13 protein-coding genes are annotated in these 15,328 nt (G+C 36.6%); 1 reads left to right on the forward strand and 12 read right to left on the reverse strand.

Annotated elements, in window-relative coordinates:
- Positions 1-72: 72 nt before the first annotated feature.
- The 3 genes from KEM10_RS18805 to KEM10_RS18815 all read right to left on the reverse strand — a co-directional run bounded on the left by KEM10_RS18805 (position 73) and on the right by KEM10_RS18815 (position 3,394).
- Positions 73-1,872 carry a M23/M56 family metallopeptidase gene (locus KEM10_RS18805; protein ID WP_212217996.1) on the reverse strand — a complete coding sequence of 600 codons (1,800 nt, stop codon included), beginning with the start codon at positions 1,870-1,872 and terminating at the stop codon, positions 73-75.
- Positions 1,869-2,243, reverse strand: coding sequence for a BlaI/MecI/CopY family transcriptional regulator (locus tag KEM10_RS18810; protein WP_212218000.1), 375 nt, complete (start codon positions 2,241-2,243; stop codon positions 1,869-1,871). The genes KEM10_RS18805 and KEM10_RS18810 overlap by 4 nt, the downstream gene beginning before the upstream one ends.
- Before the next feature lie 176 nt (positions 2,244-2,419).
- Complete coding sequence (locus KEM10_RS18815) at positions 2,420-3,394, reverse strand: lytic transglycosylase domain-containing protein (protein WP_212218002.1); 975 nt, start codon at positions 3,392-3,394, stop codon at positions 2,420-2,422.
- Between the two features lie 244 nt (positions 3,395-3,638).
- On the opposite strand from KEM10_RS18815, the gene KEM10_RS18820 reads away from it, so the two are divergent.
- The gene (locus KEM10_RS18820) at positions 3,639-6,263 is read left to right on the forward strand and encodes a PocR ligand-binding domain-containing protein (protein WP_212218005.1); all 2,625 of its coding nucleotides are present in this window, start codon (positions 3,639-3,641) and stop codon (positions 6,261-6,263) included.
- A 53-nt stretch (positions 6,264-6,316) separates the two neighbouring features.
- On the opposite strand, the gene rsxA is transcribed toward KEM10_RS18820, so the two are convergent.
- The 9 genes from rsxA to KEM10_RS18865 form a co-directional block, all read right to left on the reverse strand.
- Complete coding sequence (gene rsxA / locus KEM10_RS18825) at positions 6,317-6,889, reverse strand: electron transport complex subunit RsxA (RefSeq protein WP_212218007.1); 573 nt, start codon at positions 6,887-6,889, stop codon at positions 6,317-6,319.
- Positions 6,890-6,900: 11 nt separating this feature from the next.
- Positions 6,901-7,506 carry an electron transport complex subunit RsxE gene (gene rsxE / locus KEM10_RS18830; RefSeq protein ID WP_244826022.1) on the reverse strand — a complete coding sequence of 202 codons (606 nt, stop codon included), beginning with the start codon at positions 7,504-7,506 and terminating at the stop codon, positions 6,901-6,903.
- Positions 7,472-8,092 carry an RnfABCDGE type electron transport complex subunit G gene (locus KEM10_RS18835; RefSeq protein WP_212218010.1) on the reverse strand — a complete coding sequence of 207 codons (621 nt, stop codon included), beginning with the start codon at positions 8,090-8,092 and terminating at the stop codon, positions 7,472-7,474. The genes rsxE and KEM10_RS18835 overlap by 35 nt, the downstream gene beginning before the upstream one ends.
- A gap of 3 nt (positions 8,093-8,095) precedes the next feature.
- A complete protein-coding gene (locus tag KEM10_RS18840) occupies positions 8,096-9,100 on the reverse strand; it encodes an RnfABCDGE type electron transport complex subunit D (protein WP_244826024.1) in 1,005 nt (334 codons plus the stop codon).
- Between the two features lie 27 nt (positions 9,101-9,127).
- On the reverse strand, positions 9,128-10,459 hold the full coding sequence (rsxC, locus tag KEM10_RS18845; RefSeq protein ID WP_212218012.1) for an electron transport complex subunit RsxC: 1,332 nt from the start codon (positions 10,457-10,459) through the stop codon (positions 9,128-9,130).
- 40 nt (positions 10,460-10,499) lie between these two features.
- Positions 10,500-11,354, reverse strand: a complete 855-nt coding sequence (locus tag KEM10_RS18850) for a Fe-S cluster domain-containing protein (RefSeq protein ID WP_212218015.1) — start codon at positions 11,352-11,354, stop codon at positions 10,500-10,502.
- A 2-nt stretch (positions 11,355-11,356) separates the two neighbouring features.
- Positions 11,357-11,782, reverse strand: a complete 426-nt coding sequence (locus tag KEM10_RS18855; protein WP_212218018.1) for a SoxR reducing system RseC family protein — start codon at positions 11,780-11,782, stop codon at positions 11,357-11,359.
- A 211-nt stretch (positions 11,783-11,993) separates the two neighbouring features.
- Entirely contained in the window at positions 11,994-14,093 is a 2,100-nt protein-coding gene (recG, locus tag KEM10_RS18860; protein ID WP_212218021.1) for an ATP-dependent DNA helicase RecG, read from the reverse strand.
- A 119-nt stretch (positions 14,094-14,212) separates the two neighbouring features.
- A complete protein-coding gene (locus KEM10_RS18865) occupies positions 14,213-15,010 on the reverse strand; it encodes a hypothetical protein (protein WP_212218024.1) in 798 nt (265 codons plus the stop codon).
- Positions 15,011-15,328: the final 318 nt, after the last annotated feature.

Raw genomic sequence — 15,328 nt, forward strand, 5'->3', positions numbered from 1 at the left:
ACTTGTTCTCAAAAAAATAACGCACGGAAAACAATATAGTCATCCATGCGTCAATTTTTTCAGTGAACTCTTTTATTTGATGACTTTCATCGGATCAATATTTTCACCGTCTTTCTTAACTTCCAGATGTAGGTGTGGACCGGTTGACATACCACTTGAACCAACAAGACCAATGACATCACCTTGTTTTACTCTATCGCCTTCTTTTATTTTGTAATCATTTAGTTGAGCATAAAGCGATGAATATCCATTTGAATGATCTATAATAATGTATTTACCATATCCTTTTCCTTGTTGGAAATTATTCTGTATCTCTCGAACTGTTCCATCAGCTATTGCAATAACTGGTGTGTTCAATTCAGCTTTAAAATCGGTTCCTTTGTGCAACTTTTTTACCTTTGAAATAGGATGAATACGCATGCCATAATCGGATGTTATTGTGTATGAATCACCATTTTTAATTGGGGAAATAAAGCTTGTTTGTTTAGTATCCTTTTTTGAACTAAGCATATTCTTCGGTTGAGCAATGTAAATTCTGTTTGGAGTGAAATTCATAATTGCTTCTCGTTCTCTTGAATTGCAATTGTTTAACGATTTATTAAAAGCGCTCGTAGCAATTTCATTTCGTAGATCAGAATAGGCATTGTTAACCTCATTTAGTAATGCATTGGCATCTTCATCGGGTGTGCTGATATCCCTTTGTAAGTATACAAAACTGTTATTTGAAAAATGATTGTTGTTTAGATTCTGAGCTGTCAATCCTGAATTATATAAGAAACTCATTACAGCAGGTCTGACTTCATTCATATCTGCTTTATCTCCTTTCAATAATAATTGTCCTTTGGAGTTAATTAAAATGGGAAATACATTATCAGATAGAATAGAGTTAGCATCATCTCCTTTAATTTTAGTAAATAACATACTGGCTTCTTCCTGAGATGTTGGCCATGTCAGTGATTCTGGAATATCGGTTGCTATCTTATCCTGCGATAATGAATTGGTATTGGATATCAGTACCACAGATAGAGCTAATGCAACTGGAAATATAAAAAGGAATTTTTTAATTGATTTTGATTTATGATTTGACATAGTAATTCGTTTTTTGATGAGTTTATAACTGAAAGGACTCATCAGAGGCGTGTATGCCTCTCCAGCCGAATGCTGCAGAACCAATCTAAAATAATTACTGATGGATTCGTTAGTGCTAATAGCATCATTATCGGCCTGAAATTCATGAACCTCTTCAAGTGCCTTTCGATACAAATAAATAAACGGATTCATCCAAAAAAGAATGGTCATCAATTCAATGAATAGTCGATCAAAAGTATGTTTGTTTTTGATATGACTGCGTTCATGATTGAGTATTACATCCCCATTGGTTGACTCCAAATGGTTTTGGGAAATGAAAATATAACGAAAGAAAGAAAAGGTGTTGTGCTGTTTTAATAGCACTAAAGTGTATTTAATTTGCTTTATTTTATCATTTACTATAATGGTTTTTATTATTTGAAATAAATGTTTGAAAAATCGGAATAGTAGAACAGCCGAAACACCTATTAATAATACTGATCCAACGTAATTAACAAGGTTGACAGGTTGTGTTGAATGAACTTCATTCAAAAGTATTTCTTCCGAAAAAGAAAACTGGTTGATTGAGCTCTGGATGTTGCTAATTATTGGTAATTGTGAATTAGTTTCGGTGTAGATATTCAGCTTGACAAATGGGAATAGATAAGAAAAAAGCAGGCTTACTAACAAATAAAAGCGGTTCATTTGAAAGAAAGACTCTTTCCGTAGTAATGCCTGATATATCAAAAAGAAAATACCGGAAACAATACTTGTTTTTAGTAAATAATATCCAATATATATCATTTTTTCTTGTGCTCTATCTGTTTGTCAATTAGTTCTTTTAGTTCTTCAAGTTCCGAGATTGAGAGGTCGCTTTCTTTTGCAAAGAAAGAGGCAAATTGCTTTTGTGAATTATTAAAAAAGTTGTTAACCAATGTGTTTACATACTTTTTAGAGTAGTCTTCTTTTTTTACCAGAGGAAAATATTCATTTACTTTTCCATAAGTATTGTATCCAATAGCTTTCTTCTTTACCAAAACTCTCACCACTGTTGAAACAGTTGTATAAGCTGGTTTAGGTTCAGGGTATTGCTCTACAATATCTTTTAAGAAGCCTTTTTCAATATTCCACAAATATTGCATTACCTGTTCTTCTGCTTTCGTTAATTCAATCATTTCCCAAATGTTTACGACAAATATATAACTATAAAAATAGTCATACAACTATTTTGGTAATTTTATGACTATAAAAATAGTAATAACTTCAAGTAATGATTAATTCCTTTAATAATAGACACAAAAAAAGCAACCGCATTTTTGCAAGTTGCTATATGTATAAATTTTATTTTGAGTTAACTATTTACTTTTGTCGAATCTTGTGGTAGTGCTTCTTTTTTAATAGTAGCGCTAGTAGGTAGTTTAATTGAATAGGTTTTCTTTGATGAGTTACTCAAGTAGGTATCCCTTAACCATGGATTTAAATCTTTCAACTCTTTGTAAGTGATGTTGTGTTCAATGGCAAAATCAGGGAAACTTGATATTTTATCATTGATTTCGATGTTAATGGTATGAAGTGGTTGGTATAAATCATCCTTTTTTACATGAAAACCATAAAAATCGGGTTGAGAAAGAATTTCTTTAATAGCTAAAATACGATATACATAGCGACCTGTTTCCTCGTTAAGTAACAAATCAAAATAATTATCAACTTTCTGACGAGATAGTTGTCGATTGATACCTGTGCGACCAGCGTTATATGCAGCTGCGGACAATGTCCAACTACCATAATGATCATACATCTTTTTTAAGTATCTGCATGCCGCTTCTGTTGCTTTTTCAATATGATAGCGCTCATCAACTTCTCCATTTATTTCCAAACCATATTCTTTACCGGTGGCTTTTAAAAATTGCCAAAATCCAACTGCACCTGCAGGAGATTGGGCGCGAGGCATTAAACTACTTTCAATAAGCGCCAAATATTTAAAATCTTCGGGTACACCGTTTTCTTTCAAAATGGGTTCAATAACAGGAAAGTAGCGATTAGCTCGTTTAATGAATAAAACGGTTTGCGATTGCCAGTAAGTATTTACCAGTAGTTCCCGGTCAAAGCTTTCCATTACATCATAACGTTCAATGGGTATTAGTTCTTCGGCAAATGTCATCTTTGATGGAATATCGAGCGAATATATGGCATAATCGCTTAGATTAGATTCTTCTGTCCGTATAGGTTCCGGTTCAGAAGAAAATGTAAATAGCTGAAATGCCAACATTATTGCAATTGCTGCGGTTGATACTGATAATAATTTAGTAAAAAAGTTCACTCTCATAATCCATCCCTTTCCATTATTTAACGAGGGTTTCAAAAATATATTATCATATTTGAGATACCAAAATCTGTGCCGTTAAATTCACTTTAAAGATAGTACGCTTATCAATTAAAAATGTTTGCCCCAAGGAAGAAAAAATTGATTAGTCAAAAGGGAGAGTTATTTAATTGCGCTAATAAGATATTGTTAGTAAGTTGTATGCTATTATTATAGACCGTTTTTACTTGCTATACTCTACATTAAAATGAATAAAAGATTACATTGTGAAAATATGGCTATGTCGTCGTTTGAGGCAACCGTTGTTTTTAATCGGATGACCCATGAAGTTGTCTATCTAAATAATAGAGCAACGGACATGTTTCAATTAAATGATATACCATTAAGTATAATGCGTATCCGTCATTTTTGTAGTAGAGCAGATCAGTTTAATGAAAAAGCAGCTGTCAATCTTTTTAAAACACTAAAAAAAGATAGCCCATTATTATATGATTGGCCTGTGCGTTTAGGTACTATTCGATGGCTTTCGGCATTTATTAATTTATATTTTGAAGATAACCATGAGTATGTAGTTGTTTCTTTTCGTGATAAAACACTGGAGAAAGAAAGCTTGATGAGATTGGATAGTATTGTTGGGTTTAGGGATATGCTTGATCATCTTCTTTCTTACAATACCATGGTGAAGGCTGATGAGATTCCTTTGCTGATAGATAACTCATTGGCTATGGTGGGTAATTTTTTCAATTGCGATCGTAGTTATGTGTTTCAATATTCTGAGGATTTAAAGCAACATTCTAATATTAATGAGTGGTGTGCACCCGGGGTAGAACCTTATATCGATGAACTTCAAAATATTCCAACAAGTAAATTCTCATACCTGTCGAAACATCTTTTAAATAAAGAAATTGTATGTTTGAATGATGTGAATGATTTGCCTGAAAGTGCAGAAAATGAAAGGGAAGAGTTTGCAAAAGAGGGAATTCAATCAATCTTACTGATTCCTTTTATCGAAGGTGAAGAAGTGATTGGCTTTGTTGGCTTAGATCATGTAAGAATTTCAAAAGTTTGGACGCCAGCTGAAATTTCAAACCTAAAACTTTTGGCCCGGGCTTTTGCCAACATGTTATTACGGCAGCGCAAAGAGAAGAGGATTGAGGAACAGGAAGCCATGTATAAAACCTGGTTTATGGCAGCCAATGATTCCATTGCTATTTTTGAAAATGCTATATGTATTGATGCTAATCCTAAACTGTTGAATGATTTAAATTGTACAAGAGATTATTTATTAAATAAGAGTTTAGTTGAGCTCTCGGCTACCGTTCAACCCAATGAAAAATCACCGACTTATATTAACGTTTATCATCGAAAGGCTATGGAAGGAGCTCCTCAGTTTTTTGAGTGGATATTGCGGAAGCAGGATGGAAGTGATTTAGATGTTGAGATAAGCTTGAATCGGTTTTCAGATAAAGGAAAGGCACATACCATTGCTATTTTTAGAGATGTTTCTGAGCATAATCAAGTGGTTAATAATATTCTGAATGACGAACTTAAGGATGTAAAAAAGGATGTTTTAAATAAAAACTTAAAGGAAAAAGGACTTTCGCTGCTTGAACTTTTTGATATCGATCAGTTGCAGAAGCTTCAGGATGCCTTTTCATTTGCTACAGGCATCTCTTCCTTGATTACAGATATACAAGGCAAGCCTATTACCCAGATGTCGTTTACCAATAAGATCTGTAAAATGGTAAGAGGTACAAAAATGGGTAATAAAATGTGTTTGCAAAGCGGTCGAGAACTTGGTAAAATGGCTGCAGATCAATTAAAACCTATTTCTAAATCCTGTAAATCATGCGGTTTTATTGATGCTGCCGCTCCTATTATTATTGATGGCCATCATCTTGGGAATTGGGCTATAGGTCAGGTTAAGCCTAAAGATTTACCTTTAGATACGGTATTGAGTTACACCACTCAGATAGGATTGCCGATTGAAGAAGTTAAGAAAGAGTTTATTAATTTAAATGAGGTTGGAACAGATCAATTTAATCGGACCTTAAAACTACTGAATGTACTTAGTCAGGAATTATCAATATTAGGATACAATAACCTGAAGCTGGCCAGGTCAATACAAAATCACGTAACCTTAGAAAAGAAGCTTCGCATGGCCAAGCAAAAGGCTGAAGAAAGCGATCGATTAAAGTCAGCGTTCTTAGCCAACCTTTCGCATGAGATAAGAACACCTATGAATGGAATTGTCGGGTTTTCTGAATTATTGCAATACGAAGGTCTAACACCAGACGATAGGAAAGAATATGTGAGACTTATTCATCAAAGCTCACGGCAATTGCTTAATATTATTAATGATATTATTGATATTTCTAAAATCGAATCGGGGCAGATAGAAGTTCATTCAGGCTTTTTTGATGTAAATGCTGTTTTTGCTAATCTGGAAGCATTGTTTATACCTAGTGCTGAAGTTAAAAATATAAAGCTTCAGTTTGTTGGTGATGAATCGGAAGAGTTGGAGTTATTTACCGATGAGGTAAAACTTCGACAAGTGATGACAAATCTTATATCAAATGCAATTAAATTTACTTCAATTGGGCATGTTGAATTCGGATATGAGAAGAATGAACATAGCAAGGTGAGAATTTTTGTTCGCGATTCAGGAGTAGGAATAGACTCTGATAGCGTAGATTTTATTTTTGACCGTTTTTGGCAGGCCAAAGATGCCGACGTAAAAAAAGGGGGGACCGGATTAGGCTTGGCTATCACCAAAGCATATGTAGAACTTCTAGGAGGGCATATACAGGTTGAATCAAAGGTGGATGAAGGAACCGAATTTAGTTTTATCTTACCTAGGGTTTTAAGCTAAAAAAAGAGAAGCCGAAACGACTTCTCTTTCATGTGTTTAGTTTGTTCTTTGTCTTATACTATACCTGCAAATCCCATAAAAGCAAGAGCAAGTAATCCTGCTACTACAAGAGCAATAGGTGTTCCTTTCATTCCTTTGGGAACGTCCATTAGATCTAATTGCTCACGAATCCCTGCAAAAGTGATTAATGCTAAACCAAAACCAATGGCTGTTGAAGCAGAAAATACTACTGCATGAACCAAGTCATAGTCTTTTTGGATGGTCATAATAGCAACACCTAAAATAGCACAGTTGGTAGTAATTAGTGGAAGAAATACTCCTAATGCTTGGTATAACGGAGGACTAACTTTTTTCAAGATGATCTCCACCAATTGCACTAATGCTGCAATTACAAGAATAAAAGAGATAGTTTGAAGATATCCTACGCCAAACGGATCCAGAACGAATTTCTGTAACAGGTAGGTAACTACGGTGGCAATTACCATTACAAAGGTTACAGCTCCGGTCATACCTACTCCGGTCGATATTTTTTTAGAAACACCCAGGAATGGACAAATTCCAAGGAATTGGCTCAATACAATGTTGTTAACAAAGATGGCCGAAATCATTATCAATACAAATTCCATAATCTATCCTCCTAAGCTGTTTTTTTAACACGATTAATAAAGGCGATCAGGTAACCCAACGCAATAAATGCTCCTGGAGCCAGCACAAATACCAGCATTCCATAGTCTTCGGGATATATAACTATTCCAAAAAGTTTTCCGCTACCTAATAATTCACGAACAGAACCTAAAATGGTTAACGCCATGGCAAAACCCAGTCCCATACCCAGTCCATCAATAATGGATGAAACAAGGTTGTTTTTTGATGCAAAAGCTTCAGCTCTACCTAATACCAGGCAGTTTACCACGATTAAAGGAATAAATAATCCCAATGAATCGAATAAGGCAGGAACGTATGCTTGCATAGTCATTTCAACAATGGTAACAAATGTTGCAATCACCACAATAAAAGCAGGTATTCGAACTTTATCAGGTATCAGATTTTTGATTAAGGCAATAACCAGGTTCGACATCACCAATACAAAGGTGGTAGCCAATCCCATTCCTAATCCGTTTGAGGCCGATGAGGTTACCCCTAATGTTGGACACATACCCAACAGTAAAGTGAATACGGCATTTTCTTTAAAGAAGCCTTTTGAGAAATTACTCCACTGATTCATCTTTTCCTCCTTTCTCAACCGCAGGGTTGTTTTGGTTATATGTTTCGTAAGCTACTCGCACTGCATCTAAAAATGCACGTGAACTGATGGTTGCAGCTGTAATTGCATCTACTTCGCCGCCATCTTTGCTGACAGTTAAATTGTTTTTAGCCGGATTTTTACCCACAATACTCTGGTTATCCTTATCAGTTTTAAACCACACATCCATCTTAGTTCCTAATCCGGGAGTTTCTTTGTGTTCCAGTACCTGATAATTGATAATTGAACCATCTGGTTTTAATCCAACCATAATTTTTACATCACCACCAAAACCTGTATTGGTCATTGTTTCGATAGCTGTTCCAACTAGTTGGTTATCTTTTTTAGCCGGAAAGAATTTTAAAGTGAATCCTTCTTTTGATTGAGCTTCATAAACTTCCTCTCCAGGATTATTATTGAACTCAGGAACTACTTCTTTAATGGCTGCCTGCTGCTTAGCTAACTTGGCAGCTGCAATAGGCTCTTTCGTTAGTTCATACATCGAACCTAACGAAGCCCCTGCTACACCTGTAATGACCAGCAGGGTAAGAACCATGTTCTTTAGAGTTGATTCTGTTTTTGCCATGATTTATTTTTTACCTGCTTTTATTACTTCACCAAAACGCTTTGGCTTAATGTATTTATCAATTAACGGTACAAAGCCATTCATGATTAGAATAGCAAATGATACTCCTTCGGGATAAGCTCCGAATACGCGGATAATTACTGTTATCAATCCAATTCCAATACCATAAACAATCATTCCTTTGTTTGACATGGGTGAACTGACATAATCGGTTGCCATAAAAATAGCTCCCAACATTACACCACCTGTTAGAACGTGGAATAATGGTCCGGCATAAACCTCTGGATTTGATAAATGTAATAGTCCGGTGAAAATTACAATGGTACCAATTACTGCAACAGGAATATGCCAGGTGATGATCTTACGAAGCAACATAAAGATAAGGCCAACCAACAAAGCTGCAGCTGCAACTTCACCTGCAGATCCACCCGTATATCCAAAGAATAATTCTGATACAGATGGTATTTTATCCATTAAAGAACTAACCGATTCTCCATTGGCTAATCCTTCTTTCATAATAGAAAGAGGTGTTGCTCCTGTAGTTGCGTCTAAATAACTGGTAAGGTTTTTGCCATGTTCAGGCCATGATGTCATCTGAACAGGGAATGAAATCAACAAAAACACACGACCTACCAAAGCAGGGTTGAAAATGTTGTTTCCTAATCCTCCAAACGACATTTTACCAATACCAATAGCTACTAAACTACCAATAATGATGATCCAAATGGGAATATTAGTTGGTAAGTTAAAGGCCAGAAGCAAACCTGTTAAGGCAGCCGATCCATCCATAATGGCTGGATTAGTTTTTAAAAGAAACTTTTGAATGGCCCACTCAAAAAGTACACATGATATCACAGCTGCCAGCGACACAATTAAAGCGCCTAGCCCAAAATAGTAGAGCGAGGCTGCCAGCGCCGGTAGCAAGGCAATAATCACCCCATACATGTTTTTCTTCACAGAGTCGCCACTGTGTACATGCGGTGAAGGTGATACGGTTAACGTGTTCATAATATAATGTTATTATTTCGTTCTACTTTATTTTGTTCTGCTTCGCATGATTTGGCCTACTTTGCCTTTACCCAATCGGATGTAATCCAATAAAGGACGGTTGGCAGGGCAGGTGAAGCTACATGATCCACACTCAATGCAGTCCATTATCTTTTCCTCCTCAGCTCTGTCCCAAACAGATTTGTCAGATACAGTCATCAGCAGATATGGAGATAATCCCATTGGACAAACCGAAACGCATTTTCCGCAACGGATACAGTTTTCAACAGGTTTACGCGTGGCGATTTTTTCAGGCATAATTAAAATACCTGAACTACCTTTTGTAATTGGAACTTCAATATTGGAAAGTGCTTTTCCCATCATAGGTCCGCCACCAATTACCTTACCTGTATCTTCCGGAAGGCCACCAGCTGCATCTACTAATTGAGAAACAGGAGTACCAACACGAGCCATGAAATTAGATGGCTTACTAACCGATTTACCTGTTACCGTAACTACTCGTTCAAATAACGGTTTGTTTTTCTGAACAGCTTCGTAAACTGCATAAGTGGTACCTACGTTCTGAACCACGGCACCTACTTCAATAGGTAATTTGCCTGATGGAACCTGACGTTTGGTGCAAGCGTCGATTAATTGTTTTTCACCTCCTTGCGGATATTGAACTTTTAATGGCTCAATGGTGATTCCACTATATTTAGTTGCTAATTGGCTCATGTGAGCAATTGCATCAGGTTTGTTGTTTTCAATTCCAATAACTGCTTTATCAACATTTAAAGCTTTCATCAGAATTTGAGTCCCCACCATTATCTCTTCTCCTTTTTCCATCATTAACTGATGGTCGGCAGTAAGGTAGGGTTCGCACTCAACGGCATTTAAAATTAAAATGTCGCATTTTTTACCCGGAGGTACTGATAGTTTTACATGAGCCGGAAAGGTTGCTCCACCTAAACCAACAATACCAGCTTCTCCCACTCGTTTGATGATTTCCTCAGGACTTAAAGTGATGTCTGTAATTAAATCATCTGAGCGATTGATGGATTCATCCCACTCATCGCCTTCCACTTTAATGATGATGGCTTTACGTTTATATCCACTGGCATCTAATACATCATCAATTTTAAATACTTTACCTGATACAGGAGAGTGGATATTGGCTGATACAAATCCGGTTGATTTGGCTATTAACTGACCTACCATAACTTCGTCGCCTTTTTTAACAACGGGTTCGGAGGGAGCTCCAATATGTTGAGCAATAGGAACCGATACTTGCTCGGGGACGGGCAAGACTTCAATCTTTTTACCGGCCGAGAATTTGTTTTCTTCCGGATGAACCCCTCCAAGTGAGAATGTCTTTAACATTGGTTCTCTTTATTTTGTTTTCAATGACTTTTAATGATCTCTATTCTGCTGTTTCAGCTTTTTCAACCTTCGGCTTTTTAGGCGGAAAGTTCAATTCTGTAATGGCATTTGTTGGACAAACATCCACACACTTGCGGCATAACTTACATTTTTCGTAATCGATGTAAGCCAGATTGTTTTCCAGCGTAATGGCATCAAACGGACATGTTTTAACACATTTACCACATCCTATACAAGCTGCTGAACAGGCTTTTTTAGCCGGAGCCCCTTTGTCTTTGTTTACACAAGAAACATAGATACGACGGCTTTTAGGACCTTTCTTTCGAAGCTCAATAATGTCTTTAGGACAGGCTGTAACACATGCTCCGCACGACACACAATTGTCTTCGATAATTACCGGTAAACCCGTTTTTTCGTCCATGTACATGGCATCGAAATCACAAGCATCCACACACTCGCCCAAGCCAAAGCAGCCAAACGAACAACCTGTTTCACCACCATATAATGTTGATGCTATTGTACAGGATGATGCTCCATCGTAGTTTGACGTTTTTGGACGGTTGTCGCAAGTGCCGTTGCATCGTAATACTGCAACCATAGGTGCTGCAGCGGTTACTTCTTTGCCTAATATTCCGGCTGCTGCACTCATTGTGTCTGCACCGCCAACCGGACAATTTAAATCAGAGATGTCATCAGCTTTGACCAATGCTTCGGCAAAGGCTCTACATCCCGGAAATCCACATCCACCACAATTGGCAGCAGGTAAAACCTCCTCAACCTGATCGATCCTCGGATCTTCAAACACTTTGAACTTTTGGGCCACAAAAAAAAGTATGATGGCCGATAAAGAACCTAATGCACCAAGTGAGATTATAGTTATCAGAACAACATTCATATTTAGTTGATTTGATGTTTTATTGAAAATGAAAATGTTTGCTCAAGTCTGTTCCTCATAAAATAGATAATAATAAAATAAGGAATTAATACAGCTAAGGAAAGAATGCCTGCTAACAATTCGTTGTTAGTGACATAAAAAACTGTGATTAAGGTAGCTAAAATCAGGACGAGCGGAAATACGTATGCCAGCAGAACCGCTTTGGGAGCAAGGGATTTCTTGCCTAATAGCATTACTTTTTGGCCTACTGATAAGTTACTTATAGATTGATATACATCGATTAATTTGTCTTGTAGGTCGGCTGCTGTGCATGCACCTTTAGCATGACAGGAAGCGCAAGCGCTTTCGTTGACTATTCTTACTTTAATGTGTTGAGGATTAATCTCTTCAACAAACCCTTCGTGCTCTATGTAGTCTATCTCTGACATGATATACCTGAATTCGTAGCGGCACAAATGTAATAATGTAAAGGAGTATTATTAAACCCTAAAAGGTATTTGGATTTAGAATGAATAAAAATAAGAAGAATTACTTACGGTTAATTATCTAATTGATAGAAAAGTATAGCTAAATTAGCATTAACTTATTGGAGTTCTTGCTATTATAAAGAAAAAAATCTCTAATTAAATAAAGAAAAAATTAGCTAATTAAACTCCAGTTCATCTTTTCGCGAGATAGCTTTGTTAGTTGCTTATTTAAAATACGATGCTCTTCTTTTTCAAGATATGGATCTTCGTTTAAAATAGCTTCTGCTACCTGACGGGCGAATTGTAGTATCTGTCCGTCTTTACCCAGGTTGGCTATTTTCAAACTAAATGGTAACCCCGACTGTTGCGTTCCTTCTAAATCTCCCGGGCCACGCAATTTTAAATCGGCTTCTGCAATTTCAAACCCATCAGTTGATCGTGTCATGATATCCATTCGTTTACGTGTATCTTCCGATAATTTATAGCTGGTCATTAAAATACAATAGCTCTGCTCGGCTCCTCGTCCAACTCGTCCGCGTAACTGATGTAATTGAGATAGTCCAAAACGTTCAGCACTTTCAATCACCATTACCGATGCATTTGGTACATTCACACCCACTTCAATTACCGTTGTTGAAACCAGAATTTGTGATTGACCTGATGAAAATATCTGCATGGCCTCATCTTTCTCAGCCGGTTTCATCTTACCATGCACCATGCTAACTTTGTAATCAGAGAAAACACGTTGCATATACTCATAACCTTCAGCAAGGTTTTTAAAATCCATCTTTTCCGATTCATCTATCAGTGGATATACAACGTACACTTGCCTGCCTTTATCAAGTTCGCCTTTAATAAACTTGTTTAGATTGTTTCGCCGATTATGGAAATAATGAGCCGTTTCAATGGGCTTTCTGCCAGGTGGTAATTCGTCAATAACAGATACGTCCAAATCACCATAGATTGTCATGGCTAAAGTTCGAGGAATTGGAGTGGCTGTCATTACCAAAATATGAGGTGGTTGATGATTTTTTCTCCATAGTTTCGCACGTTGGGCAACTCCAAACCGGTGTTGTTCATCAATCACTACCAATCCCAGATTATTAAATTTTACTTTGTCTTCCAAAAGGGCATGAGTTCCTATTAGAATCTGCAATTGCCCAGAGGTTAATTCTGCATCAATACGGTTTCGTTCAGCTTTTTTGGTCGATCCGGTTAATAGGGCACACGTTACATTCAATCCTTCTAGCATTTCGCTAATGGTTTCGAAATGTTGCGTTGCTAATATTTCGGTGGGTGCCATCAGACAAGTCTGGAAATTGTTGTCGAGAGATATCAGCATCACCATTAATGCTACCAATGTTTTTCCAGAACCTACGTCGCCCTGAAGCAATCGGTTCATTTGTTTGCCCGACCCCATGTCGCGTCTTATCTCTTTTATCACCCTCTTTTGTGCATTAGTTAACTCAAAAGGTAATTTTTGCTGATAAAATGAATTAAGATAATCTCCAACAACAGAGAAATTATGCCCTTTTATATTTCTACCTCTTTGGTTTCTTTGCTTCAGAATATTGAGCTGGATATAAAACAACTCTTCAAATTTTAATCTGAACTGAGCTTTCTCCAGTATTTGAGTATTAGGCGGAAAGTGTATTACTTTCAAGCTTTCGTGCAGTTGAAGGAGCTTATACTTTTGTATGATAAAAGCCGGTAGTGTTTCGGGTATCTTCCCCTGAAAAGATAAGAAAACATTCTGCTGCAGTTTTTGAATGGCTTTTGAATTCAAAAAGCCTTTCTTCATCTTCTCAGTGGTGTTATAAAAAGCCTGAAGTGCTGCACTGATTTTAACCTGACCATTTTCAACTTTATCCATTTCGGGATGTACAATATTAAATTGGCCGTTAAAAGCAGTGGGTTTGCCAAATATGATGTATTCGGCATTAGGATCTATGTTTTCTTTAATGTATTTATGGCCTTTAAACCAAACTAGTTCAATTATTCCGGTTCCATCAGAAAACATCCCGGTAAGTCTGCTTTGCCTTCCTGTGCCTACTGTTTTTAATGAGGTAAACCTCCCCTTAACCTGAATGTACGCTAGCTTTGAATTGACTTCGCGAATGGAATAGAATTTACTTCGATCAACATATTTATAAGGGAAATAATAAAGCAAATCTTCATATGAAGCAATCTTAAGCTCTTTTTGTAAAAGCTCAGCTTTCTTAGGCCCAACGCCCGGAAGGTAAGTGATATTTAGTGCCGCCAACTCTGACATGCAGCAAAAATAGTAAAAAACCATTCATGTGGTCTCTGTCTCTGTGTGTGCACAACAAAAAAAAGGTGCTGCTTTGTTAGATTGACAGCACCTTTAGGATCTATAAGTTTATTAGGATCTTAATTAAGTAAATCTGGAATTGATTCAACAAATGCCCATCCATCTTCATTTATGCCATCATCATTGGTTATAGCCCAAACTAAATCTTGCAATTTGTCTATCATGTTGTCGTAGTCTTCTCTTTCTTCTTCTTTAAAGTGAATGATGTCAATTTTTTTGCCTTCCAGTTTTGTAGTTAAATGTCCCATGTGTTTTGATGATGCTATACCACGCAACTGATAAGTTAGTGTTACATCACTTCCATCAAGACCTTTGTTTAAGCAATATAAATTGAGTTTGATATTCACGGCTCCTTTGCCTTTAATTTTGATCAGTACCTCTTGAAGTAAGATACCATGTTGATAATTCTCCTGTTCGCATTCAAAAACTAAACCAGCAGGAAGTACTATTTCTTTTAATAAGTCTGTTGTATTCACAAAGCTTATATCCAAAGATACCCATTGGCCACCACTTCCATGTTCACAGCTTCCACCTTGCCCTCCTTCGTGGTCTGAACCATGATCGCATCCACCTTCATCATCATGATCATCTCCACAACCACCGTCCTCATGATCATCTCCGTGATCGTCGCTTTTTAAAATAGCAGCGTACGTCGTCTCTGCATTGGAACTGCCTCTTATTTCTCTTCCAAGAACAATTCCATCAGGTAGAGTAAATTGCCCTAACGTTTCAATGTTTCCCGGAGTGTTCCCCATTCCGGGAATATTTCCAGGCATGTCTGTGGTTTGTATGTTCTCAGAACAAGATACAACCAGTAGGATTGTTGCTGATAAAATCAGGTAGTGTAATTTTTTCATTTTGTCTAAGAGTTTAAATTATTATATAGGTATAAGTGGAACTGTTGATTATTCTGACGTAATACTAGAGATGAACATTTTCACTTTATAGTTACTTATTCACTTATTTAATAATATATAATGTTGTGCATGATGAGAAGAAAATAAAAGTACAATATTAAAATTATAGTGACATTATGAACAAAGCAAGTTAATGTAGATAAATATAAAAGTCAATATTAAGTAAGAAGATGAGTTAAAAAGTTGTGGCATTCTAGAAATATTTGTCTGATTGATATTTACATTGGTTATTGTAAAGAAATAGTTGTAATTTATGTG

Source organism: Carboxylicivirga linearis, from assembly GCF_018271995.1.
GTDB lineage: Bacteria > Bacteroidota > Bacteroidia > Bacteroidales > Marinilabiliaceae > Carboxylicivirga > Carboxylicivirga linearis.